Source organism: Frigoribacterium sp. CF331 (genome assembly GCF_057787905.1).
The window spans coordinates 1,097,630-1,121,359 of record NZ_CM173545.1 but is presented as its reverse complement, the minus strand read 5'-3'; the positions used below and the strand labels follow the sequence as shown (position 1 = coordinate 1,121,359).

At 70.6% G+C, this 23,730-nt stretch carries 20 protein-coding genes; 14 read left to right on the top strand and 6 right to left on the bottom strand.

Going from position 1 to position 23,730, the window contains the following annotated elements; translation table 11 throughout:
* Positions 1 to 34 precede the first annotated feature (34 nt).
* From AC3CCI_RS05180 to AC3CCI_RS05170, 3 genes are all read left to right on the top strand, one after another.
* The gene (locus AC3CCI_RS05180; protein ID WP_354594875.1) at positions 35 to 463 is read left to right on the top strand and encodes a DUF4190 domain-containing protein; all 429 of its coding nucleotides are present in this window, start codon (positions 35 to 37) and stop codon (positions 461 to 463) included.
* A gap of 189 nt (positions 464 to 652) precedes the next feature.
* On the top strand, positions 653 to 1,606 hold the full coding sequence (locus AC3CCI_RS05175; protein ID WP_488628321.1) for a DUF4190 domain-containing protein: 954 nt from the start codon (positions 653 to 655) through the stop codon (positions 1,604 to 1,606).
* A 198-nt stretch (positions 1,607 to 1,804) separates the two neighbouring features.
* Positions 1,805 to 2,923 (top strand): acyltransferase family protein, encoded by a 1,119-nt coding sequence (locus AC3CCI_RS05170; RefSeq protein WP_488628320.1) that lies wholly within the window; start codon positions 1,805 to 1,807, stop codon positions 2,921 to 2,923.
* Positions 2,924 to 2,995: 72 nt separating this feature from the next.
* Here AC3CCI_RS05170 and AC3CCI_RS05165 read toward each other — a convergent pair whose 3' ends face one another.
* Entirely contained in the window at positions 2,996 to 4,189 is a 1,194-nt protein-coding gene (locus AC3CCI_RS05165) for a class I SAM-dependent methyltransferase (protein ID WP_488628319.1), read from the bottom strand.
* A gap of 144 nt (positions 4,190 to 4,333) precedes the next feature.
* On the opposite strand from AC3CCI_RS05165, the gene groES reads away from it, so the two are divergent.
* The 3 genes from groES to AC3CCI_RS05150 all read left to right on the top strand — a co-directional run bounded on the left by groES (position 4,334) and on the right by AC3CCI_RS05150 (position 7,299).
* Positions 4,334 to 4,630, top strand: a complete 297-nt coding sequence (gene groES, locus AC3CCI_RS05160; protein WP_123519617.1) for a co-chaperone GroES — start codon at positions 4,334 to 4,336, stop codon at positions 4,628 to 4,630.
* A 197-nt stretch (positions 4,631 to 4,827) separates the two neighbouring features.
* Complete coding sequence (gene rarD / locus AC3CCI_RS05155; RefSeq protein ID WP_354594872.1) at positions 4,828 to 5,808, top strand: EamA family transporter RarD; 981 nt, start codon at positions 4,828 to 4,830, stop codon at positions 5,806 to 5,808.
* A gap of 162 nt (positions 5,809 to 5,970) precedes the next feature.
* Positions 5,971 to 7,299 carry an ABC transporter substrate-binding protein gene (locus AC3CCI_RS05150; protein ID WP_354594871.1) on the top strand — a complete coding sequence of 443 codons (1,329 nt, stop codon included), beginning with the start codon at positions 5,971 to 5,973 and terminating at the stop codon, positions 7,297 to 7,299.
* A 463-nt stretch (positions 7,300 to 7,762) separates the two neighbouring features.
* Here the strand turns inward: AC3CCI_RS05150 and AC3CCI_RS05145 are convergent, their stop codons facing one another.
* The 4 genes from AC3CCI_RS05145 to AC3CCI_RS05130 form a co-directional block, all read right to left on the bottom strand.
* Positions 7,763 to 8,485 carry an ABC transporter ATP-binding protein gene (locus tag AC3CCI_RS05145; protein ID WP_354594964.1) on the bottom strand — a complete coding sequence of 241 codons (723 nt, stop codon included), beginning with the start codon at positions 8,483 to 8,485 and terminating at the stop codon, positions 7,763 to 7,765.
* An 80-nt stretch (positions 8,486 to 8,565) separates the two neighbouring features.
* Positions 8,566 to 9,645: an ABC transporter ATP-binding protein gene (locus AC3CCI_RS05140; RefSeq protein WP_488628662.1), complete on the bottom strand. Its 1,080-nt coding sequence runs from the start codon at positions 9,643 to 9,645 to the stop codon at positions 8,566 to 8,568.
* Between the two features lie 79 nt (positions 9,646 to 9,724).
* Complete coding sequence (locus tag AC3CCI_RS05135) at positions 9,725 to 10,708, bottom strand: branched-chain amino acid ABC transporter permease (RefSeq protein WP_056259640.1); 984 nt, start codon at positions 10,706 to 10,708, stop codon at positions 9,725 to 9,727.
* Between the two features lie 12 nt (positions 10,709 to 10,720).
* Complete coding sequence (locus tag AC3CCI_RS05130) at positions 10,721 to 12,079, bottom strand: branched-chain amino acid ABC transporter permease (RefSeq protein ID WP_354594870.1); 1,359 nt, start codon at positions 12,077 to 12,079, stop codon at positions 10,721 to 10,723.
* 359 nt (positions 12,080 to 12,438) lie between these two features.
* Between AC3CCI_RS05130 and guaB the strand changes: the two genes are divergently transcribed.
* From guaB to guaA, 8 genes are all read left to right on the top strand, one after another.
* Positions 12,439 to 13,941, top strand: a complete 1,503-nt coding sequence (guaB, locus tag AC3CCI_RS05125; protein ID WP_488628318.1) for an IMP dehydrogenase — start codon at positions 12,439 to 12,441, stop codon at positions 13,939 to 13,941.
* A 47-nt stretch (positions 13,942 to 13,988) separates the two neighbouring features.
* On the top strand, positions 13,989 to 15,110 hold the full coding sequence (locus AC3CCI_RS05120) for a GuaB3 family IMP dehydrogenase-related protein (protein WP_354594868.1): 1,122 nt from the start codon (positions 13,989 to 13,991) through the stop codon (positions 15,108 to 15,110).
* 61 nt (positions 15,111 to 15,171) lie between these two features.
* Positions 15,172 to 17,031 (top strand): glycerol-3-phosphate dehydrogenase/oxidase, encoded by a 1,860-nt coding sequence (locus AC3CCI_RS05115; RefSeq protein WP_354594867.1) that lies wholly within the window; start codon positions 15,172 to 15,174, stop codon positions 17,029 to 17,031.
* Between the two features lie 199 nt (positions 17,032 to 17,230).
* A complete protein-coding gene (locus AC3CCI_RS05110) occupies positions 17,231 to 17,761 on the top strand; it encodes a cation:proton antiporter regulatory subunit (protein ID WP_043595745.1) in 531 nt (176 codons plus the stop codon).
* A 5-nt stretch (positions 17,762 to 17,766) separates the two neighbouring features.
* Positions 17,767 to 19,302: a cation:proton antiporter gene (locus AC3CCI_RS05105; protein WP_488628317.1), complete on the top strand. Its 1,536-nt coding sequence runs from the start codon at positions 17,767 to 17,769 to the stop codon at positions 19,300 to 19,302.
* 98 nt (positions 19,303 to 19,400) lie between these two features.
* Positions 19,401 to 20,252, top strand: coding sequence for an SURF1 family protein (locus AC3CCI_RS05100; protein ID WP_488628316.1), 852 nt, complete (start codon positions 19,401 to 19,403; stop codon positions 20,250 to 20,252).
* Between the two features lie 100 nt (positions 20,253 to 20,352).
* Positions 20,353 to 20,793, top strand: coding sequence for a DUF3817 domain-containing protein (locus AC3CCI_RS05095; protein WP_488628315.1), 441 nt, complete (start codon positions 20,353 to 20,355; stop codon positions 20,791 to 20,793).
* Positions 20,794 to 20,885: 92 nt separating this feature from the next.
* A complete protein-coding gene (gene guaA / locus AC3CCI_RS05090) occupies positions 20,886 to 22,439 on the top strand; it encodes a glutamine-hydrolyzing GMP synthase (RefSeq protein WP_354595346.1) in 1,554 nt (517 codons plus the stop codon).
* Positions 22,440 to 22,860: 421 nt separating this feature from the next.
* On the opposite strand, the gene AC3CCI_RS05085 is transcribed toward guaA, so the two are convergent.
* Positions 22,861 to 23,694 carry a Bax inhibitor-1/YccA family protein gene (locus tag AC3CCI_RS05085; protein ID WP_488628314.1) on the bottom strand — a complete coding sequence of 278 codons (834 nt, stop codon included), beginning with the start codon at positions 23,692 to 23,694 and terminating at the stop codon, positions 22,861 to 22,863.
* Positions 23,695 to 23,730 lie beyond the last annotated feature (36 nt).

Below are 23,730 nucleotides of genomic sequence, written 5' to 3'. Positions count from 1 at the left end.
CACCGGCCGAACCTCAGCAGAAGGACGTCCTCCGATGACCGACCACAACTCCGGGCCCCAGGGCCAGCCCTCGTCGCAGAACCCCTACCCGGGTCAGCCGCCGGCCCACCAGGGCCAACAGCCGGCCTACCAGGGCCAGCCCTACGGTGGCCAGCCCGCCTACCAGGGCCAGAACGGCGCACGCTCCGGCCAGCGCAACACGCTGGCCCTCGTGTCGCTGATCCTCGGCATCGTCGGTTTCGTCACCGGCGGCCTCGCCGGCATCGCGGCGATCGTCACGGGCCACATCTCGCTCAGCCAGATCAAGAAGACGGGTGAGGACGGCAGGGGCATGGCCCTGACCGGCACGATCCTGGGCTACGTGTCCGTGCTGATCGGCATCCTGCTCATCGTCCTGGTCTTCGTCGGGCTGGGGATCGTCGCGAGCGATCCCGCCCTCTACGACGGCAGCTACAACTCGTAGTCCGACGCAGCGTCGGGTGGCGGCTTCCCAGGGGCCGCTCATCGGCGTCGTCGCTAGCATGAAAGGGTCCGCGCCGACGGTGCGGACCCTTTCGTGATCCTCGGTCGCGACCGGCACGACCCTGACCGGACCGACCCTGACCGGACCGACCGACGACACGACCGACCCACCGCTCGCGAAAGGCAGCTCATGGCCACCGACGACACCACCCCCGAGAAGCCCTCCTCGACGCCGAGCGCGCCCTCGGCGTCCACCCCGCCCACGGCGACGGGTGCCCCGCCCGTGAGCCAGACCGAGGGCGCCCGGGGCCCGGCCGCCTCGTCGCCGCCCCTGCCGCCCACCGCCTTCCCCGGGGCGCCGTCGCAGCCGCCCGCCTCGTCGACCCACGGCGGAGCCGGCGTGCCGCCCACGGGCTCGGCACCGTACGGTGCGCCGCAGGGTGCTCCCGCCCACCCGCAGCCCGAACGGTCCCGCCCGGGGCAGGTTCCGCCCGGTGCCCCTCAGCCGCCCCGGCCGCCGTATGCGCAGCCCGGCACGCAGCCTCAGGCCGCGTACGGTCAGCCCGCCGGGCACGGGCAGGGTCTCGGCCAGCAACCGCAGGGCTACGGTCCGCCGCAGGGCTACCGTCCGCAGCAGGGCTACGGTCAACAGCAGGGCTACGGTCAACAACCGGCCCGCGCAGGACAGGCGCCCGGTCAGCCGCCCTACGGCCACCAGCCCCAGGGTCAGCAGGCGTACGGGCAGCAGCCCTACGGGCAGCAGTCGTACGCCCAGCAGCCGTACGGTCAGCAGTCGTACGGCAGCGCCCCGTACGGCCAGCAGCCCTACGGCTCGCCCTACCCGCCCTACGCCTCGGCCGGTGCGGCCCAGCCCCCGCGTCTGCTCAGCCTCTTGTCGATGATCGGGTCGATCGCCGGCCTCGTGCTGGCCCCGTTGACCTTCGGGCTCTCGATCGTCCTCTCGATCGCCGGCGTCGTCCTGGGCCACCTCGGCGCGTCACGCGAGCGTCATGCCCGCGGCTTCTGGCTGACCGGCCTCGTCGTGGGCTACGCCGGCGTGGTCCTGATCGTCCTGGGCTGGGTCCTCTTCGGCCTCTGGATCGCCGGGTTCTCGTCCGGCTCGGGCTACTACGGCGGTTACTGACCGTCGAGGCGTGTCCGACGGCGTGCTCCCGAGCCGCCGTCGGGTGGTGTCCGACGTCGTCCGCGCCGCAGCCTGCACGGGTGATGCCGGGGCGGAACGAGCGGGCACCGGCGCCGCCTCCGGTCCGATCCGGGTTATCGTGGCGTGCCACCCACCCGAACCGGCCTCCCCGGCACCCGACTGCGACACGGAGGATCGATGTCAGCGCCAGCCCGCGACCACGCCGCCGTCGACCCGGCGCGCCGTCCGTCGCGGCCCGACGCGCTCGGCGCCGTCCTCGACCCGCGGCGGAACGCCTACAACCTGATCCGCCTCGTCATGGCCGCGGCGGTCGTGGTCTGGCACTCGGTCCCCCTGACCGGGCACGACATCGGCTTCGAGCCGGCGCGTCAGCTCGCCGCTCGCCTTCCCGTGGACGTGTTCTTCGCGATCTCGGGCTACCTCATCGTCATGTCCTGGTCGAGGACCCCTCGGGTGGTCGCCTTCCTCCGGGCCCGCGTCCTCCGCATCTTCCCGGCGTTCTGGGTGTGTCTCGTCCTCACCGCCGCCGTGTTCGCCCCGGTGTCCTTGCTCCTCCGGGGCGCGCCCGTCCCCGACGGGTTCGTCGGCGACGCCGTGTCGTACGTCGTGCGCAACAGCCTCCTGCGCGTGTGGCAGTACGACATCGCGGGCACGCCCCTCGGCACCCCGGTCGAGGGAGCCTGGAACGGCTCGCTCTGGACCCTCGGCTGGGAGTTCGCCTGCTACCTCGGCGTCCTGCTGCTGGGCGTCGTCGGCCTCCTGCGGTCCCGCTGGGCCCTCCCCGCCGCCTACCTGCTGTGCACCCTCGGCGTGGTGGCCAGCACCTACGGCGGGGTGCACAACTGGTACCTGACGAACGGGTCGCGGTTCGGCATCGTCTTCGTCGCGGGCGCCCTCGTGTACCGCTGGCGTGACAGCATCCCCGTCCGGCCCTGGCTGCTCGTCCTCGCCGGGGTGGCCGTCCTGGCCTCGTCGGCCCTGCCCGACTACGGTCTCGTCGCCGCACTCCCGCTCGCCTACCTCGCCCTCGGGGTCGGTGCGTCGATCAAGAACCCGCGGGCATCCATCCGCACCGACATCTCGTACGGCACCTACATCTACGGCTTCCCGCTGCAGCAGTTGCTCGCGACCGCAGGAGCGGCGGCCTGGGGAGTCCCGCTCTTCGCCCTCGTCTCGCTCGCGGTCACCTTCGTCCTGGCGACGGCGAGCTGGCACCTGGTCGAACGGCCCTTGATGAAGTTCAAGCGGCGCAAGCCGCTGGCCGGGCCGACCGATCCGGTGGGCACCGTCGCCTGAGCCCGGCACGCCGACCGGCACCCGGGCGCGACCGGACCAGGACGCCGGGGGTCGGTCCCGTCCCGCCGCGCGTCAGGCCAGGCGCTCGCAGAGCAGGGCCGTGTGCCGGCCAGCGACGCGGGTCAGCACGAGCGTCGCCGACCCGGTGCCCTGCAGCGACAGGCGCTTGCGGAACGTCGCGGGGTCGACGTCGACCCCGCGCTTCTTGATCTCGAGTCGGCCGATGCCGCGGGCCCGCAGTTCGCGCTTCAGCGTCCGCTCGTCGAGCGGGAAGGTCTCGACGACCCGGAAGCCCTGGGCGAAGGGGGTCTCGACCCGCGCCTCCGTGGTCAACCAGGCGATGTCGCGACTGATCGTGCGGGCGTCCATCGACCGGGCGAGGTCGCCGATCAGGCGTGCCCTGATGACGGCACCGTCGGGCTCGTAGAGGTACTCGTCGAGGTCGCCGGGGTCCACGTCGTCGGAGTCGGCAGGCGCCGTCAGCTCGGACGCACCGGAGGCGCCGATCACGAGGGCGGACCGGCCCACCCCCGGCCGCGCCAGCGGTCCGAACCACACCCCCACCTCGACCACGTCGCGATCGACCGAGATCCACTGGCACTCGGCGTCGGTCGGCAGCAGTTCGCGGTCGACGCCCGGTCCGAGCTTGACGCCCGTGGGCAGCCGCTCGGCGAGACCGAACGCGACGTCCAGGCCGGGGGACCAGTCGGCGGGGTCGGCGAGGCGCTTCGTCGCGGAGTGGCCGGACGTCCGCCTGGCCGGGTCGAGGAACACGCCCTCGACCCCGCCGAGGTCGGTCGTCGCGGCGTCGCCGTGCTCGACCCGCGACGACGACCACGGTGCGAGGTTGTACGAGGCGACCGCGGCGGTGACCTCGTCGCGGTCGACCGCGAGCACGTCGAGGTCGAGCGCGGCGAAGGCGATCGCGTCGCCGCCGATGCCGCACCCGAGGTCGGCCACGCTGCCGAGGCCGGCGGCGGCGTAGCGGCCGGCGTGCCGGGCGGCCACCGGGAGGCGCGTGGCCTGCTCGAGGCCGGCCTCGGTGAAGAGCATGCGGCTCGCGAACTCACCGAACTTGGCGGCGGCCTTGCCCCGGAGCCTCGCCTGGGTCAGCACCGCGGACACCAGGGCGGGCGGATGCCCCTGCTTGCGGAGCGCGGCCACGGTGCCGACGACGTCGTCGCCGGTGCCACCGCCCGCCGGCAGCGAGTCGAGCAGCCGCAGCCCCTCGGGTGAGAGGACTTCGAGCAGCTCGGAGGAATCCATGTCGTCCAGTGTGACGCACGCGACCCGACCCGTTGGCACTCGGATTGACCGAGTGCCAGTCTCGTCCTACAGTTGTTCTGGCACTCGCCCCCGGCAAGTGCCAGCCCCCATGTTTTCGTAGCACCGAGAAAGAAGAGGTCACCCGTGTCGGTCAGCATCAAGCCGCTCGAAGATCGCATCGTCATTCGTCAGGTCGAAGCCGAGCAGACCACTGCTTCGGGCCTCGTGATCCCCGACACCGCCAAGGAGAAGCCCCAAGAGGGCGAAGTGGTGGCGGTGGGCCCGGGCCGCATCGACGACAACGGCAACCGCGTGCCGCTCGACGTCGCCGTCGGCGACAAGGTCATCTACAGCAAGTACGGCGGAACCGAGGTGAAGTACGGCGGCGAAGACCTGCTCGTGCTCTCGGCTCGCGACGTCCTGGCGGTCATCGTCCGCTAGTTCCCGGCGCGGCTCCGGCCGTCGCCCGCGACCACCGGTCGCCGCCCCGAAGGCCCCTGCCCAGGCAGGGGCCTTCGTCGTGTCCGCGGCCTCCCGGCGGACGATCGACCGTCCCCGGGCGTGATCGTCCGTCGATCGATCCACCGTGGCAGGACCTCGCGTTCCGTGCAGTGGGTGCAGCCACCTAGAGTCGCCAGGTGACCTCGACCCGCGCCTCCTCGTCCCCCGCCGCCCCGACCCCGGGGCTCGGCGTCGCCGGAGCCGGCGGTGCGGGGCTCGCCTACGCCCTGGGGGCCTACGGGCTCTGGGGCGTGCTGCCGGTGTACTTCCTGCTGCTGGCACCGGCCGGCCCGTTCGAGATCGTGGCCTGGCGCGTGCTCTTCTCGCTCGTCTTCTGCGCGGTGCTGCTCGTCGTCACGGGCGCCCTGCGCTCGTTCGGCGCGCTGCTGCGCCAGCCCCGCGTGGTGGGCACCATGGGGTTGGCCGGCGCGTTCATCGTCGTCAACTGGACGGTCTTCATCTCGGCGACCCTCAGCGGTCACGTGGTCGAGGCCGCCCTCGGGTACTTCATCAACCCCATCGTGACGGTGCTGCTCGGCGTGGTCGTGCTGCGCGAACGCCTGCGCACGACCCAGTGGGTGGCCGTCGGGCTGAGCGCCGTGGCCGTCCTCGTGATCGCGGTCGGCGCGGGGCGGCCACCGGTCATCTCGCTCGTGCTCGCGTTCTCGTTCGGGCTCTACGGGCTGGTCAAGAAGCAGGTCGGCGGTCGCGTCGACGCGGTCGGCGGGCTCACGCTCGAGACCCTGTGGATCGCCCCCTTCGCGGCCGCGACCCTGATCGTCCTGCACGTGACGGGCCTGGGCGGCGGCGTCGTGCTCGGCACGGTGGGCGTCGGGCACACGATCGCCACGGTGGGCACCGGCGTCATCACCGCCGTGCCCCTGCTGCTGTTCGCCGCGGCGACCCGTCGGCTGCCCCTGACCACCGTCGGCCTGACGCAGTACGTCGCGCCCGTGCTGCAGTTCGTCGTGGGCGTCGTCGTGCTCGGCGAGCACATGTCGCTCACGCGCTGGGTCGGCTTCGCGATCGTCTGGGTCGCCTCGATCGTGCTGACGGTCGACATGGTGCGCACCGGGCGGCGGTCGCGCCGTCCGGCCGCCGTAGCCCCCGCGGTCTAGAAGCGACCTTCCCTCGCAAAGTCACGAATGGCTAACGAAACGTCACTTTGACGCCGAGAACACACGCCAGAAACATTCGACCCCTAGTTTCGGACCAATCGCGGCAGGTTCGACCGCCACCGGTCGGGCTGCACTGCCGCTGTCCACGAAAGGGTTCCACGGATGATCCGATCCAGCACCGCCCTCCGAGCACTGGCACTCGCCGGCGCAGCCTCCGTGCTGCTCGCTGCCTGTTCGACGGCCTCCCCCTCCGACGACGCCTCGTCGTCGGCGTCCTCGTCGGCCAAGACCGACCCGGCCGCGAGCTGCGAGGCCGGCACGCCGAGCACCGATCCGTTCGCGATCGGCACGATGCTGCCCCTGACCGGCACCCTCGCCTACCTCGGCCCGCCCGCCATCGCCGGTGCGAACCAGGCCATCAGCGACATCAACGCCGCCGGTGGCGTCCTCGACCAGCCGGCCGAGATCTCGACCAGCACCGACTCGGGTGACAGCAACGACATGACCGTGTCGAGCAACGCGGCGACGCAGCTGATCGACGCCAAGGTGCCCGTCGTGCTCGGTGCCGAGTCGTCGAGCGTCACGCTCAACGTGGTCGACCAGCTCACCAGCAACTGCATCGTCGAGATCTCGCCCGCCAACACGGCGAGCTCGCTGAGCGGCTACTCGTCGTACTACTACCGCACCGCTCCGCCGGACTCGGTGCAGGGCTCGGCCCTCGGCCAGCAGATCACCGCCGACGGCAACGCCAACGTGGCCTTCCTCGTCTTCAACGACACCTACGGCACCGGCCTCCGCGACTCGACGCAGGAGTCGATCGAGAGCTCGGGCGGCACCGTCGTCTACGGCGGCACCGGTGAGGGCCAGGAGTTCCCCCCCGGTCAGACCACCTTCTCGTCCGAGGTCTCGGCAGCCATCGCCGCCGACCCCGACGCCATCGTGATCCTCGCCTTCGACGAGACCAAGTCGATCGTCCCCGAGCTGGTCGCCCAGGGCTGGGACATGAGCAAGGTCTACATGTCCGACGGCAACACGGCGGACTACAGCGCCGACTTCGAGCCCGGCACGTTGGAAGGCGCCAAGGGCACGATCCCCGGTGCCGACGCGAGCGCCGACTTCAAGGCCAAGCTCGCCGCCGGGTACCAGCAGAGCGAGGGACAGGCTCTGGCCGACTACTCGTACGCTGCCGAGTCGTACGACGCCGTCATCCTGACCGCTCTCGCGGCCCAGGCCGGTGGCGGCACCGACGCCGGGACGATCCAGGCCAACATGGCCGCGGTCTCCGGCGCGAACGGCGGCACCGAGTGCACCACCTTCGCGGACTGCAAGACCGCGCTCGACGCCGGTGACGACATCCACTACACCGGCCCCTCGGGCATCGGACCGTTCAACGACGACAACGACCCGTCGTCCGCCTCGATCGGCGTCTACCAGTTCGACGCCGACAACAAGCCCGTCTACCAGACCGGCATCGAGGGTTCGGTCGGCTAGTCCCACCACCCGCACCATCCGAGGGCCCGGCACGAGACATCGTGCCGGGCCCTTCGGCGTGCCCCGCACCGCATCGCACCGCGTCTCGTGCACGGCACCGCGTCGCCGGTGCGTCGCCGTCTTCGCACCACCTCTCGTGCACGGCACCGCGTAGAGACCGGGTGCGGTGCACGAAACGCGGTGCGCCAGGCTCGCGCCTCTCGGCGCGGCGTCTCGAGGCCGGGAGGCGCGGCGGGCGACCCCAGGACGGTCGCGACGTCCGCGTCCCCGGTGCCGCGCCTCCTCGTCCCGGGCGGCCCGCCGGTGCGTCCCCGCCTTCGCACCGCGTCTCGTGCACGGCACCGCGTCGAGACCGGGTGCGGTGCACGACACGCGGTGCGCAGCCTCGGCACCCGCCGGGCGCACGCACGAGGCCCCGACCACGCCGGGGCGTGATCGGGGCCTCAGGGCGGCACAGGGGGCGTCAGGCGCCCTCGACGTCCTTCGCCAGGGTGCCGAGGTAGAGCTCGATGACCTTGGGGTCGTCCGCCAGCTCGCGGCCGGTGCCCGAGTAGGCGTTGCGGCCCTGGTCGAGGACGTAGCCGCGGTCGCAGATCTGCAGGCAGCGACGCGCGTTCTGCTCGACCATGATGACCGAGACGCCGGCCTTGTTGATGCGGCGGGTGCGGATGAACGTCTCGTCCTGGCGCACGGGCGACAGGCCGGCGGACGGCTCGTCGAGCAGCAGCACCTTGGGGTCCATCATCAGTGCCCTGGCCATGGCGACCGACTGGCGCTCGCCGCCCGAGAGCGACCCGGCGCGCTGGCCGCGACGGTCCGCGAGCACGGGGAAGAGGTCGTAGATGACCTCGAGGCGCTCGGCGAACTTCTTCGGCCGCAGGAACATGCCCATCTGCAGGTTCTCCTCGATGGTCAGCGAGGGGAACACGTTGTTGGTCTGCGGCACGAAGCCGACGCCCGCCTCGACCAGCTTGTTGGCCTTGAGGTTGGTGATGTCGGCGCCGCCGAGCGTGACCGAGCCCGAGTGGATCCTGACCTGCCCGAAGAGCGCCTTGAGCAGCGTCGACTTGCCGGCGCCGTTCGGGCCGATGATGCCGATCAGCTCGCCGGGGTAGCAGACCAGGTCGCACCCGTTGAGGATGTTCACGCCCGGCAGGTAGCCCGCGACGAGGTCGGTCGCGTTCATGACCGGCTCGACGCCGGCGAACTTCTCGGTGCCCGGGTGCTTGGGGGCCGTGGTGGCGCCCGCGCCGTCCTGTGCGGTGCTCATCGCTTGTCTCCGCTCTGCCGTCCGTCGGACAGCTGGTCGTCGGCCGCGTTCGTGGCCTGCGGGGTCGAGGGGTCGGGGTGGCCGGGCAGGTCGCGTCCCGCGACGCCGCCCGCGGACGAGGAGGCGCTGGTCGCCTCGGCCGCGCGGGCCGCGTCCTCGCGCGCCACCTCTTCTTCGAGCTGTTCGAGCGTGGCGTCGTCGAGCAGCGAGTCGTCGCCCAGGTCGGTGTCGTGGTGGGCGCCGAGGTAGGCGTCGATGACGGCCTGGTCGTCCATCACGGTGTCGGCCGGACCCTCGGCCACGATGCGGCCCTCGGCCATGACGATCACCCAGTCCGAGATGTGGCGGACCATGTGCATGTCGTGCTCGACGAAGAGCACCGTGGTGCCGTCGTCGCGCAGGCTCTGGATGTGCCCGAGCAGCGACTGGGTCAGGGCCGGGTTCACGCCGGCCATCGGCTCGTCGAGCATGATCATGGCCGGGTCGCTCATCAGCGCGCGGGCCATCTCGAGCAGCTTGCGCTGGCCGCCCGACAGGCTGCCGGCGAAGTCGTCCTTCTTCTCGAACAGCTTGAACCGCCTGAGCAGCTCCTCGGCCTTGAGCTCGATCTCTCGCTCACGCTTGCGCCAGAGGGGCGCGACGATCGCGACGAAGAAGTTCTCGCCGGGCTGGTCCTTCGCGCCGAGCAGCATGTTCTGCATGACGGTCAGGCGCGACAGCGCCTTGGTGAGCTGGAAGGTGCGCACCATGCCCGAGCGGGCGACCTTGGCGGCGCCCACGTTGCCCATGGCCTTGCCCTCGAAGACCCACTTCGCGACCCCCGCGCCGCTGCGCTTGAACGCGGTGGGGGCCGACGAGGCCTTGTCGAAGCCGGTCAGCAGGTTGAAGAACGTCGTCTTCCCGGCCCCGTTCGGGCCGATGAGCGCCGTGATGGCACCGCGCTGCACCTCGACGTGTCCGACGTCGACGGCGGTCATGCCGCCGAAGCGACGCACGACGTTGTCGACCGTCAGGATGGGGTCCGGCTTCGCCGAGCCCGGGATCTTCTCGACGGTGGCGAGCTTCGAGCGCAGCACCGTGCGGTCGTAGTCGTAGCCCTCGCGTCGGGGCCGGGTGCTGCCGCTGGCGGTGGTGCTCGTGGTGGTGCTCGAGGTGTCAGACACTGAACGCCAACTCCTTCTTCTTTCCGAGGATGCCCTGTGGCCTGAAGATGATCAGCAGCATGAGGGCGATGCCGACGAGGACGTACGAGAACTGCTCGGCCTGCTGGCCGTTCATGATGCTCGACGGGATGAAGTCGCCGGCGAGGGTGCGCACCAGCAGGCGGGTCACGAAGAACAGGATCGCTCCGAGCACCGGGCCGAAGACCGTCGCGGCGCCTCCCAGCAGCAGGGCCGTCCAGATGAAGAAGGTCATCGAGCGCCCCATGCTGTCCGGCTGCACCGAGCTCGGCAGCACGTAGATGATGCCGGCGAGCGATCCCATCAGGGCGCCGAGCACGAGTGCCTGCATCTTGTACGAGTAGACGTTCTTGCCGAGGCTGCGGACGGCGTCCTCGTCCTCGCGGATGCCCTTCAGCACGCGGCCCCACGGGCTGCGGCTGAGCAGGAACACCAGCAGGCAGAGCAGGGCGACGATGCTCCAGCCGACGATGCGGATCCACCAGCCGCTCACGCCGTTGTTGTCGTACGTGAACCAGAGGATGGTGGTCTGGCCGTCGGGCAACGGCGACAGGGCGGTGAACGCCTCGCGGTACGAGGCGCCCGGGATGCCGTTCGAGCCACCCGTGGTGTCGGTCAAGATGCTCGACCGGCCGACGTACCGGATGATCTCGGCCGAACAGATGGTCACGATCGCGAGGTAGTCCCCCCGCAGCTTTAGGGTCGGCACGCCGAGGATCAGCGCGAAGACGAGCGAGCAGACCAGGGCGATGATCACCGCGAGCCCGAGCGGCAGCCCGTTGCTGATCGAGATGGCGAAGCCGTAGGCGCCGAGCAGCAGGAAGGCCGCCTGGCCCATGTTGATGAGGCCGGTGAAGCCGAAGTGGATGTTCAGGCCGATCGCCGCGATGGCGAAGGCGGCCGTCGTGGGCGCGAGGGCCTCGGCGCTCAGCGCCCGCAGGAGTTCGATGAAGTACATGGTCGTTGCCCCTTAGCCCACTCGTTCTTTTCGACCGAAGATGCCCTGTGGCCTGAACACGAGGATCAGGATCAGGATCAGCAGGGCCGTCGCGTACTTGAAGTCGCCGGGCAGCCAGATGTTGGTCAGCTCGACGACGATGCCGATGATCAGCGAGCCGACGAGGGCTCCGAAGGCGGTGCCGAGCCCGCCCAGCGTGACGGCCGCGAAGATCAGCAGCAGGATCTGCAGGCCGGTCATCCAGTTGACGCCGTTCAGCACCAGGCCGAGCATGACGCCCGACAGGCCGGCGAGGCCCGCCGCCAGCGTCCAGACCAGGCGGATGATGCGGTCGACATCGATGCCCGAGGCCGCGGCCAGGGCCGGGTTGTCCGAGACCGCGCGGGTGGCGCGACCGGTGCGGGTCTTCAGCAGGAACAATCCGGTGCCGACGAGCACGACGACCGAGATGGCCATGGCGACGTACGACTGCACGGTCAGCGTGATGCCGAGGAAGGTCACGGTCGACGGGTTGTCGCGGTCGATCCGGACGGTGCCGGCGCCGTAGAAGTACTGGAACGCGTACTGCAGGGCGATCGAGAGGCCGATGGTGACGATCATGAGCTGCGTCAGGCTGAGCCGTCGCTTGCGCAGCGGCTTCCAGATCGCGAGGTCCTGCAGGTAGCCGGTCGCGGCGCAGATCACCGTGCTGAGCACCGCGGCGAGGATCAGCGGCACCCCGATCGAGGTGAACGAGTAGGCCAGCAGACCACCGAGGGTCACCTGCTCGCCGTGCGAGAAGCTGCTGAGGCCGGTCGTGCCGTAGATGAGCGAGAGGCCGATCGCGGCGAGGGCGAGCAGCAGGCCCAGTCGGATGCCCGAGGCGAACTGCTGGGCGAAGCGGTCCCAGTTGAAGGCCGAGGCGGTGGCGTCGCCGGTGACGGCGCCCTCCTCGGCGGTCAGGGCGAACAGTGCGCTCGCCGAGGCCCCCAGGTTGACGTTGACCGTGCGCTCGGCGTTGTCCGCGTTGACGAGGAACTGTCCGTCCGGCAGCGACTCGGTGTCGACCGTGACGCTGTAGGGGCCCGCCTCGGTGACGGCGATGCTCCAGCGGCCGGTGTCGTCGGTGGTGCCGGTCTCCTCGAAGTCGGACGCACCGGTGGCCACGACGTCGACGCCGACGGCGGGTTCGCCCTCGCTGTCGCGGATGGTGCCCTGGATGCAGCCGGTCGTGGGGCTCGTGGCGCAGGCGGCCTGGGCGGCCTGCGCCGACGTGGGGGCGACGGTCGCGGCGGCGAACGTGGCCATGAGCCCGAGCAGCACGGCGGAGGCCGTCACGATCAGGGACTGCCGCAGCCGGGGCCGCGACGCGATGGTCGTCGAGAGTCTCACAAAACCTCCTGGTGGGAAGCGCCCCGTCGAGATTCGGGCGGTCTCGTTCTGCTCCCGGGGCGTCGTCGTCGCTGACAGTAACTCCGCCGTGTGTCGAGCATGTTTCAGGTGCAAGACGGAGTGGAGTCGGTACAGAATCCCCCATGACGAGCGAGAATCACGAATCTTCCGTGTGTCGGATCGGTAACGGTGCACGATCGCCGCGTGCGCCGGGGGTCGCACCGCGCCTCCTCGTCGTCCCGGAGGGCGCCGGCGACAGGAATGCAGGAGGCGCGGGCTGGGTTAATATCGACTACCGGACTCGACGGCGACCCGGTGCCAACCCACCCACCCTCATCTCGCTCCTTCGAAGGGGACTCATGGACCAGCCGGACCCGTTCGGATTCATCGGACTCACCTACGACGACGTCATGCTGCTGCCGGGCCGCACCGACGTCATCCCCAGCGAGACCGACACCTCGTCGCAGCTCACCAAGCGCATCCGGGTCGCGGTGCCGCTGCTCTCGGCCGCGATGGACACCGTCACCGAGTCGCGCATGGCCATCGCCATGGCGCGTCAGGGCGGCATCGGCATCATCCACCGCAACCTCTCGATCGCCGACCAGGCGGCGCACGTCGACAAGGTCAAGCGCAGCGAGTCCGGCATGATCACGAACCCCGTCACGACGACGCCCGACGCCACGGTGGCCGAGGTCGACGCGTTGTGCGGGCAGTTCCGCGTCTCGGGCCTGCCGGTCGTCGAGGGCGACGGCACCCTCGTCGGCATCATCACCAACCGCGACATGCGCTTCGTGTCGCCGTTCGAGATGTCGACCACGCTCGTCCGCGACGTCATGACGGCGGCGCCGCTGATCACCGCACCCGAGGGCGTGGACCCCGATTCGGCGATCGCCATCTTCGCCCAGCACAAGATCGAGAAGCTGCCCCTGGTCGACGAGGCCGGCCACCTGCGCGGCCTCATCACCGTCAAGGACTTCGACAAGAGCGAGAAGTACCCCGACGCCACCAAGGACGACGAGGGTCGCCTGCGGGTCGGCGCCGCGATCGGCTTCTTCGGCGACGCGTGGGAGCGCGCCTGCGCCCTCCGCGACGCCGGCGTCGACGTGCTCGTGGTCGACACCGCCAACGGCGAGAGCTCGGGCGAGCTCGACATGATCCGTCGCATCAAGGCCGACCCGAGCTTCGCGCACGTCGACGTCATCGGCGGCAACGTCGCCACCCGCAGCGGTGCGCAGGCTCTGGTCGACGCCGGTGCCGACGCCATCAAGGTCGGCGTGGGCCCGGGCTCGATCTGCACCACCCGCGTGGTCGCCGGCGTGGGCGTGCCCCAGGTGACCGCCGTCTACGAGGCGTCGTTGGCCGCCCGCGAGGCGGGCGTGCCGGTCATCGCCGACGGCGGGTTGCAGTACTCGGGCGACATCGCGAAGGCCCTCGTGGCCGGCGCCGACACCGTCATGCTCGGCTCGCTGCTCGCGGGCTGCGACGAGAGCCCGGGCGACCTGGTCTTCGTGAACGGCAAGCAGTTCAAGAACTACCGCGGCATGGGGTCGCTCGGCGCGATGCAGACCCGCGGCAAGAACACCTCGTACTCGAAGGACCGCTACTTCCAGGCCGACGTGCCGAGCGACGACAAGCTCATCCCCGAGGGCGTCGAGGGCCAGGTGCCCTACCGCGGTGCCCTGAACAACGTGGTGTACCAGCTCAGCGGCGGCCTCCGTCAGTCGATGTTCTACGTCGGCGGGCGCACCGTGGCCGAGCTCAAGGCGAACGGCAAGTTCGTCCGCATCACCGCGGCCGGCCTGAAGGAGAGCCACCCGCACGACCTGCAGATGGTCGTCGAGGCCCCGAACTACCGTCGCTAGACGCACCGGGCCGGGGGCGCGTCCCCCGGCTCCGGTAGGGTGGCACGGTGACTGAGGTAGAGATCGGCGTCTCCAAGCGAGCCCGCCGCGCGTACGCGTTCGACGACATCGCCATCGTTCCGAGCCGGCGCACCCGCGACCCCCGAGACGTCTCGGTCGGTTGGTCGATCGACGCGTTCCAGTTCGAGTCGCCGGTCATCGCCGCGCCGATGGACTCCGTCGTCAGCCCCGCCACGGCCATCCGCATCGGTCAGCTCGGCGGTCTCGGCGTCCTCGACCTCGAGGGCGTGTGGACGCGGTACGACGACCCCGAAGAGGTCCTCGCCGAGATCCGCGACCTGCCCGAGCGCGACTCGGTCGCCCGCATGCAAGAGATCTACAGCGAACCGATCAAGCCCGAGCTCGTGCGCGACCGCCTCGCCGAGATCCGCGCCGCCGGCGTCACCGTCGCCGGCGCCCTCAGCCCGCAGCGCACCCAAGACCTCTACCAGACGGTCGTCGACGCCGGCGTCGACCTCTTCGTCATCCGCGGCACGACGGTCAGCGCCGAGCACGTCTCGAAGAACAGCGAGCCGCTGAACCTCAAGAAGTTCATCTACGAACTCGACGTCCCGGTCATCGTCGGCGGGGCCTCGACCTACACCGCCGCGCTGCACCTCATGCGGACGGGTGCGGCGGGCGTCCTCGTCGGGTTCGGGGGCGGCGCCGCCAGCACGACCCGCGCCTCCCTGGGCATCCACGCTCCCATGGCGAGCGCCGTGGCCGACGTCGCCGGCGCACGCCGCGACTACCTCGACGAGTCGGGTGGCCGCTACGTGCACGTCATCGCCGACGGGGGCCTCGGCACCTCGGGCGACCTGGTCAAGGCCATCGCCTGCGGTGCGGACGCCGTCATGCTCGGCGCCGCCCTGGCCCGGGCCGACGACGTGCCCGGCGGCGGCTACCACTGGGGCGCCGAGGCGCACCACCCCGAGCTGCCCCGGGGCCGCCGCATGCACGTCGGCACCATCGGCTCGCTCGAGAAGATCCTCTACGGCCCGGCCACGACGGTCGACGGCACGTCGAACATCATGGGCGCCCTGCGGCGCTCGATGGCGACCACCGGCTACAGCGACCTGAAGGAGTTCCAGCGGGTCGAGGTGGTTGTGGCCCCCTACCAGCCTCACTAGCGTTTGATGGGGTGGTCCGGTCGAGAGACCGGGCCGACCGAATCCAACGATGGAGGCTCGCATGGCCAAGTCCGCGTCCGTTTCGCTCTCCTCGAAGCTCGGCCCCGACGAACGGGCCGCAGCCGTCGAGGCGCTGAAGACGAAGGAACTCGACATCCTCGTCATCGGCGGTGGCATCGTCGGGGCGGGGTCCGCGCTCGACGCCGTGACGCGGGGGCTGAGCGTCGGCATCGTCGAGGCCCGCGACTGGGGCTCCGGCACGTCGAGCCGGTCGTCGAAGCTCGTCCACGGCGGCATCCGCTACCTCGAGCAGCTGAACTTCCGGCTCGTGCGCGAGGCCCTGATCGAACGCGGCCTGCTGCTGCAGCGACTCGCGCCGCACCTGGTGAAGCCCGTGCGGTTCCTCTACCCGCTGAGCAAGCCGGTCTACGAGCGCTTCTACATCGGCGCCGGCATGGCGCTCTACGACATCTTCAGCTGGACCGGCGGCCGCCCGCCCGGCGTGCCCCACCACCGCCACCTGAGCAAGTCGCAGGTGTTGCGCGCGATCCCGAGCCTGTCGAAGGACGCCGTCGTGGGCGGCCTGACCTACTACGACGCCCAGGTCGACGACGCCCGCTACGTGTCGTCGCTGGTGCGCACGGCGTCGAGCTACGGCGCCCACGCCGCGAGCCGCATCCGCGTCGAGGGCTTCGTCAAGGTGGGCGAGCGGGTCGTCGGCGTGAAGGCCCACGACTACCAGACCGGCGAGCACTTCGAGATCCGGGCGAAGCAGGTCGTCAACGCGACCGGCGTCTGGACCGACGACACCCAGGCCATGGTCGGCGAGCGGGGCCAGTTCAAGGTGCGGGCGTCCAAGGGCGTGCACCTCGTCGTGCCGCGCGACCGCATCCACTCCGACATGGGCATGATCTTCCGCACCGAGAAGAGCGTCCTGTTCGTCATCCCGTGGGGTCGCCACTGGCTGGTCGGCACGACCGACACCGACTGGGACCTCGACAAGGCGCACCCCGCGGCGACCGCGGCCGACATCGACTACATCCTCGAGCACGTGAACAAGGTCATGGCGGTGCCCCTCACGCGGGCCGACGTCGAGGGCGTCTACGCCGGACTCCGGCCGCTGCTCGCCGGCGAGAGCGACCAGACGTCGAAGCTGTCCCGTGAGCACATCGTGGCGCACACCGTGCCGGGCCTCGTCGTCGTGGCCGGCGGCAAGTGGACGACCTACCGGGTCATGGCCGAGGACGCCATCGACGAGGCCGTCGCGGCCCTCGACGGCCGGACCCCCGAGAGCACCACGATGGAGATCCCGCTGCTCGGCGCCGAGGGCTACCACGCGGCGTGGAACAAGCGCGGCAAGATCGCCAAGGCGTTCGGCGTGCACAAGGTGCGCATCGAGCACCTGCTGAACCGCTACGGCACGCTGACCGACGAGGTGCTCGACCTCATCCGCGACGACCCCTCGCTCGCCGAGCCGCTGCCCGGGGCCGACGACTACATCCGCGCCGAGGTCGTCTACGCCGCCAGCCACGAGAGCGCCCTGCACCTCGAGGACGTCCTCGCCCGGCGCACCCGCATCTCGATCGAGGCCTGGGACCGCGGCGAGTCCGCCGCCCCGGTCGCCGCCAAGCTCATGGCCGACGTGCTCGGCTGGAGCGACGACGAGGCCGAGGCCGAGGTCGCGAACTACCTCAAGCGCGTCGCGGCCGAGCGGGCCAGCCAGCTCGAGCCCGACGACGAGTCGGCCGACCGCGTGCGCCTCGAGGCGCCCGACATCACCTTCGGCTTCGACGAGGACGACATGGTCGTCGCGGGGGCCGACCAGGGAGGCGCGCCCAAACCGGGCGAGAAGGTCACCGAACCCGCGGGCACGCCGGGGGACGACACGTCGGCGAGCAGCCCGGGCGGCCGCCAGGGCTGATCCCCGGTCGCTCACGCGACCACCCGCAGGAGGCGCGGTGCCGGTTCGACCGGCACCGCGCCTCCTGCGTCCGCCGTCCGAGAACGTGGGAACACCTGTGGACGGCGACGGGTTGTCCCCAGCACGAGCAGCCCGGCTGCCGCGGCCGAACCCGCCGCTAGGCTGAGACGACTGCCCCCGAGTCCACTGGAGACGAACCATGGTTGACGTGCGTCGAGTCAAGCTCCCCGGCGTGGGTGTGCTGCACACCTTCATCACCGACGACGGCGGCAAGTGCGGTGTCATCACGCACCGTTCGGGGCACAGCGACCTCATCACGTTCAGCGACGACGTCGACGGCGACCACGTCAAGAAGGTCTCGTTGCGCCTCAGCGAAGACGAGGCGCACACGCTCGCCGAGCTGCTCGGCGGCACGCGCATCACCGAGTCGCTCTCGGCCCTCGACCAGATCCCCGGCCTCAGCATCGACTGGTTCACGGTCGACTACGACGACCACATCGCCGGGCAGCCGCTCGGCGACCTCGGCGCCAAGGGCGTCGTGGGCCTCACGGTGGTCGCGGTGGTCCGCGGTGACGCGGCCAACCCCGCGCCGTCGGGCGACTTCAAGGTGTTCCCCGGCGACACGCTCGTCGTGGCCGGTTCGCCCGAGAAGGTCGCCAAGGCGTTCTCGTTCTACCGCACCGGCGAGCTCAAGCACCGCTCGCCGGTCGACGCGCCGCCCGGGGGCTAGGTCCGATGCACCTGGGTGAAGAGCTGATCGTCCTCGGCATCCTGCTGCTGATCGCGTACGTGCTCGGTCGTGCCGGCAAGCTCGTCGGCCTGCCGTCGATCCCGATCTACATGATCGTCGGCCTGCTCGCCAGCACGAACACGGGCTGGTTCCCGTTGAGCTTCGAGTCCGACAACATCGAGTTGATCGCGATCTTCGGCCTGATCCTGCTGCTGTTCAACCTCGGCCTCGAGTTCGATCAAGACGAGTTCTTCTCGAACGCCGGGCGCCTGATCGTCTCGGGTGGCAGCTACATCGCCATCAACATGGGGGTGGGGCTGGTCTTCGGCTTCATGCTCGGCTGGGGCACGCGCGAGGCGCTGATCATCGCGGGCATGACGGCGACGTCCTCCAGCGCGATCGTCACGAAGCTGCTGATCGAGCTGAACCGCCTGGCGAACCGCGAGACGCCGATGATCCTCGGGGTCACGGTCGTCGAAGACATCTTCATCGCCGTCTACCTCGCGATCGTCTCGGTCGTGCTCAGCGGCGAGACCGACCCCGGGCCGGTCATCCTCAAGCTCGGCATCGCGTTCGCCTTCCTCGTCGTGATGTTCGGCGTCGCCCGGTGGGGCGGCCGGGTCGTGTCGCGGCTCATGCGCACCCGCGACGACGAACTCTTCACGGTGTTGTTCTTCGGCCTGGCCGTGCTCTTCGCGGGTCTCGGCGAGGTGCTCGGCGTCACCGACGCGATCGGTGCCTTCCTCATCGGCCTGATCATCGGGGCGACGAAGTTCCGCAACCGGGTCGAACAGTTCGCCCTGCCCATGCGCGACGTCTTCGGGGCGTTCTTCTTCCTGAACTTCGGCCTCGGGCTCAACCCGGCGCTCTTCCCGAGCGTGCTCGGGCCCGTCGCGATCGCCGTCGGCATGACGGTGCTGCTCAACGTCGGCGCGGGCCAGTTCGTCGCCTGGCTCAACAAGCTGGGGCCGCAGGCGGGCATCAACACCACCGTCATCCTCGTGAACCGGGGCGAGTTCGCGTTGATCCTCGCGACGCTCTCGGCCGGTGCCGGGCTCGACGAACGGTTGCAGCCCTTCGCCGGTCTCTACGTGCTGATCATGGCCGTGCTCGGCCCCGTCCTCGCTTCCAACAGCGAGCGCATCGGCTCGCTGGTGCTGCGATCGCGCAAGAAGGCCGAGCGGGCCGAGGCCGAGGCCCGTCGCCTCGAACGCGAGGCGCGCAGCGGCGACGAGATCGCCCTGATGGAGGCCGCGCTCGCCGGCGACGACCTCGACCAGACCGAGGTCACCGAGGACGACGACGAGCGCGAGACCGAGCGGGTGCGGACGGGTGCGGCACGGGCCGCCGCCGGGCGGGCCGGTTCGACCCGCGGCGGACGCGACGGCGACGGCGACGGCGACTCCGACGGCGGCCCGGACGGCGACGACGACCTCGACGACCTCGACGCGATGGACGCCGACGAGGCCCGGCTCTGGGCCGAGCAGGCCGGCCAGCAGAGCGACCAGCGGGCGGCGCGTCAGCGCGACCCCGAGTACTGAGCCCCGGCCCCGTCGGCTCGTCGTCCCGATCGGCTCGACGCCTCGATCCGCCCGTCGTCCCAGCGAGCTCGTCGACGACGAGAGGTACGATCGCCGACGTGACCCAGACCGCGCAGCGCCCCGTCCTCCTCGGAGTCGACGGCGATCCGCTGCCCGAGACCATGTGGCAGGTCGCCCGCCGCCCGCGGTGGATCGCCCTGCTCGGGCTCGCACTCGTGGTCGCCGCGATCTTCGCCTGGCTCGGCCACTGGCAGATCGAGCGCAGCGTCGAGAGCGTGCAGGTGGTCAACCCCGAGACCGAGACCACCAAGGTGCTGTCGTCGGTCGCCACGCCGCAGACCCCGTTCGCCGACTCGCTCGGCGCCCAGCGGGTGTCGGTCACGGGCGAGTTCGACCCCGACGACTTCGCCGTCGTCGGCGACCGGGTCAACGGCGGCGAGACCGGGTACTGGCTGATCGGTCGCTTCGTCGACGACGCCAACGGCGCCTCGCTGCCCGTGGGGCTCGGCTGGTCGGCCACGCGCGAGGGCGCCGAGGCGGCCGAGCCGTCCGTCGCCGCGACCTCGACCGTCACGGTCGAGGGGCGGTACTTCCCGTCCGAGTCCCCGACCGAGAGCGACTTCGAGAACGGCGCGCAGACCGTCGTGTCGGTGGCGGCCCTCATCAACGAGTGGCCCGGCTTCGACGGGCAGGTCTACGGCGGCTACGTCGTCGCCGACGACGCGCCCCGGTCGCTCGACGCGATCGACTCCGCGCCGCCCGCCTCCGACGTCCAGTTCAACTGGCTCAACGTCTTCTACGCGATCGAATGGGTCGTCTTCGCCGGCTTCGCCGTGTTCCTCTGGTTCCGGCTCGTGCGCGACGCGTTCGAGCGAGAGCACGAAGAAGCCGAGGAGGCGCGGGCCGAGGCGGACGCGCGCGGCGCGAGCCAGCCGACCCGCGCCTCCTGAGCCCGTCGCGGTCGCACGCCGGCGGCGTGGCCGACGGGCCTCGTTCGACGTCGACAGGTGCCGTCGTGGCGCGTCGGTGGGCGCGGCTAGAATCGAGTCCATGCCCCTGAAGCCCCGGCAACGCGACATCCCGAAGATCCCGGGTGCCGTCAGGTTCTACAAGATCTCTGCGTACGTCACCGGCGTCATGCTGTTGCTGCTCATCTTCGAGATGATCTTCAAGTACACGCCGCTGCAGCTCGAGATGCAGCTCGGCGGTCAGGGCGGGTTCCTCGTGCCGGTCGACTCGACCACGGGGTTCAACCTCTCGACGGCGATCCTCATCGCACACGGCTGGCTCTACGTCGTCTACCTCTTCGCCGACTTCCGCCTCTGGAGCCTCATGAGGTGGCCGTTCTCGCGGTTCTTCCTCATCGCGCTCGGCGGCGTCGTGCCCCTGCTCTCGTTCTTCGTCGAGAGCCACATGACCAAGCTCGCCACGCGGCAGTACGACGCGCTGACCGCCGAGACCACCCCCACGACCGAGGGAGCCCCCGCGTGACCGACGCACCCGAGACCGCCGAGGCGTCGGCGACGACCGCCGCCACGGCCCCCGCACCGGCCGAGCGTGCCCCCGAGACCGCCCAGAGCCCCGTGCTCGTGGTCGACTTCGGCGCCCAGTACGCGCAGCTGATCGCCCGCCGCGTGCGTGAGGCCAACGTCTACAGCGAGATCGTGCCGCACACGATCACCGCGGCCGAGATCGCCGAGAAGAACCCGGTGGGCATCGTGCTCAGCGGTGGCCCGTCGAGCGTCTACGAAGAGGGTGCCCCGAGCATCGACGCGGGCATCTTCGACCTCGACATCCCCGTGCTGGGCATCTGCTACGGCTTCCAGGCGATGGCCAAGGCCCTCGGCGGCGAGGTCTCGCACACCGGTCAGCGCGAGTACGGCGCGACCGACGTCACGCTCGCCGAGGGCGACAGCACCCTGCTCTCGGGTCAGCCCACCTCGCAGACGACGTGGATGAGCCACGGCGACTCGGTGTCGAAGGCCCCCGAGGGCTTCGACGTGCTGGCCTCGAGTGCGTCGACCCCTGTCGCCGCGTTCTCGAGCGACGCCCGCAAGCTCTACGGCGTGCAGTGGCACCCCGAGGTCAAGCACTCGTCGTACGGCCAGGCCGTCCTCGAGAACTTCCTGCACCGCGCCGCCGGCATCCCCGCCGACTGGAACAGCGGCAACGTCATCGCCGAGCAGGTCGCGCGCATCCGCGAGCAGGTCGGTGACGCGCGCGTCATCTGCGGCCTCTCGGGCGGCGTCGACTCGGCCGTCGCGGCGGCGATCGTGCACGAGGCCGTCGGTGACCAGCTGACCTGCGTCTTCGTCGACCACGGTCTGCTGCGTGCCGACGAGCGTCGCCAGGTCGAAGAGGACTACGTCGCCTCGACCGGCGTGCGGCTCGTGACGATCGACGCCGAGCAGCAGTTCCTCGACGCCCTCGCCGGGGTCACCGACCCCGAGCAGAAGCGCAAGATCATCGGCCGCGAGTTCATCCGCAGCTTCGAGGCGGCCGCCGAGGCCCTCGTGCTCGAGGCGGCGGCCGAGGGCGACTCGGCCGTGAAGTTCCTCGTGCAGGGCACGCTCTACCCCGACGTCGTCGAGAGCGGTGGCGGCACGGGCACGGCGAACATCAAGAGCCACCACAACGTGGGCGGGCTGCCCGAAGACCTGCAGTTCGAGCTCGTCGAGCCGCTGCGCACCCTGTTCAAGGACGAGGTCCGCGCGATCGGTCGCGAGCTCGGCCTGCCCGAGGTCATCGTGGGTCGTCAGCCGTTCCCGGGCCCCGGGCTCGGCATCCGCATCGTCGGCGAGGTCACGCACGAGCGTCTCGAGCTGCTGCGCGCGGCCGACGCGATCGCCCGCGCCGAGCTGACCGCGGCCGGCCTCGACGACGAGATCTGGCAGTGCCCCGTGGTGCTGCTCGCCGACGTCCGTTCGGTGGGCGTGCAGGGCGACGGCCGCACCTACGGTCACCCGATCGTGCTGCGCCCGGTGTCGTCCGAAGACGCGATGACCGCCGACTGGACGCGCCTGCCGTACGACGTGCTGGCCCGCATCTCGAACCGCATCACGAACGAGGTCGACGGCGTCAACCGCGTCGTGCTCGACGTCACCTCGAAGCCCCCGGGAACGATCGAATGGGAGTGACGCGAAGCGTCACTCTGGCGGCGCTCTGCGCCGTCAGTGCCCACCAGTAGCCGCGAACGTGGAGTGAGGGAGACCTCCCGCGAAGCGCAGTGATCGGGCCGTTTTCGGCGCGGAGCGCCGTGGCCTGATCATTCCGGGGGAGCCTGCGACCCCGGTGCCCACCAGTAGCGTGCGGCGTGCAGTGAGGGAGACCTCCCGCGAAGCGCAGTGAGGCGAAGCCCCCTCCGGCATACATCTGCCCGAGGGGGCTTCTCCGTTTCCGGCGTCAGGACGCCGGCGAGTGGGCAGAACATGCTCCCCATCCGCGCCCGATCGTCATCTTCTGCCCACTCGGCCGTCGGCCTCCACCCCACACGGAAGCGGGGCCCGTCCCTCTCGGAACGAGCCCCGCTTCGTGGTGGTGCTGGTGTCGCCGTGGTGGCTAGTCGCTGCCGCGCAGGATGGCGAGCATGCGCAGGATCTCGACGTACAGCCAGATGACCGTCATGACGATGCCGAAGGCCGCCGACCACGCGTAGATGCGGGGTGCGCCGCGTTCGACGCCGGTCTTGACCTGGTCGAAGTCGAGGACGAGCGAGTACGCCGCCATGATCACGACGAGGATGCCGAGGATGAAGCCGAGGGGGATGCCCGCGATCTCCATGCCCCGAAGGCCCCAGGGGTTGGTGTTGGCGCCGAAGACCATCAGGCCGAGGTTCAGCAACGAGAAGACGCCGTAGCCGATCATCGCGATCATGAAGATCTTGGTGGCCTTGGCCGAGGCACGGATCTTGCCGCTCTTGAACAGCAGCAGGGTCGTGACGAACACGGCCACGGTGCCGATCAGGGCCTGGGTGACGATGCCGTCCCACCGGCTCTCGAAGATCGACGAGATGCCTCCGACGAACAGACCCTGCGCGGCCGAGTAGGCGAGCACGAGGCCGGGGGACGGCTTCTTCTTGAAGATGTTCACGAGCGCCAGCACGAAGCCGGCGATGGCCCCGACGAAGGCGAGAGCGGGGACGAACCAACCCACGGCGGCGAAGACGAGGACGACGCCGAAGGCCAGCAGCGTCTTCGAGATCGTGTCTTCGTACGTCATGCGGTCGGTCTGCGTGGGGCCGGCGGCGGGCTGCGAGTAGAGCTGCTGCAGCTGCTCGGCGGTCATGCCGTTGTACTCGACCGGCTGGGCTGCGCCCTGCTGCTGACGGATGACGGGCCCGCCGTTCTTCGAGAAGGCCGGCGACTGACTGAAGCCGGGATTCGAGAATGCCAAGGGGTTCCTCTTCTTGATCGCTAGGGATGTGTGGAC

Excerpts from the sequence above, each read along its gene's own strand:
- AC3CCI_RS05165 (WP_488628319.1), bottom strand. The coding sequence starts at position 4,189 with ATGGATTCCTCCGAGCTGCTCGAAGTCCTCTCACCCGAGGGGCTGCGG.
- AC3CCI_RS05115 (WP_354594867.1), top strand. The coding sequence starts at position 15,172 with ATGGCCAAGTCCGCGTCCGTTTCGCTCTCCTCGAAGCTCGGCCCCGAC.
- AC3CCI_RS05135 (WP_056259640.1), bottom strand. The coding sequence starts at position 10,708 with ATGTACTTCATCGAACTCCTGCGGGCGCTGAGCGCCGAGGCCCTCGCG.
- AC3CCI_RS05145 (WP_354594964.1), bottom strand. The coding sequence starts at position 8,485 with ATGAACGCGACCGACCTCGTCGCGGGCTACCTGCCGGGCGTGAACATC.
- guaB (WP_488628318.1), top strand. The coding sequence starts at position 12,439 with ATGGACCAGCCGGACCCGTTCGGATTCATCGGACTCACCTACGACGAC.
- AC3CCI_RS05175 (WP_488628321.1), top strand. The coding sequence starts at position 653 with ATGGCCACCGACGACACCACCCCCGAGAAGCCCTCCTCGACGCCGAGC.
- AC3CCI_RS05180 (WP_354594875.1), top strand. The coding sequence starts at position 35 with ATGACCGACCACAACTCCGGGCCCCAGGGCCAGCCCTCGTCGCAGAAC.
- AC3CCI_RS05105 (WP_488628317.1), top strand. The coding sequence starts at position 17,767 with ATGCACCTGGGTGAAGAGCTGATCGTCCTCGGCATCCTGCTGCTGATC.
- AC3CCI_RS05095 (WP_488628315.1), top strand. The coding sequence starts at position 20,353 with ATGCCCCTGAAGCCCCGGCAACGCGACATCCCGAAGATCCCGGGTGCC.
- AC3CCI_RS05150 (WP_354594871.1), top strand. The coding sequence starts at position 5,971 with ATGATCCGATCCAGCACCGCCCTCCGAGCACTGGCACTCGCCGGCGCA.
- AC3CCI_RS05170 (WP_488628320.1), top strand. The coding sequence starts at position 1,805 with ATGTCAGCGCCAGCCCGCGACCACGCCGCCGTCGACCCGGCGCGCCGT.
- AC3CCI_RS05110 (WP_043595745.1), top strand. The coding sequence starts at position 17,231 with ATGGTTGACGTGCGTCGAGTCAAGCTCCCCGGCGTGGGTGTGCTGCAC.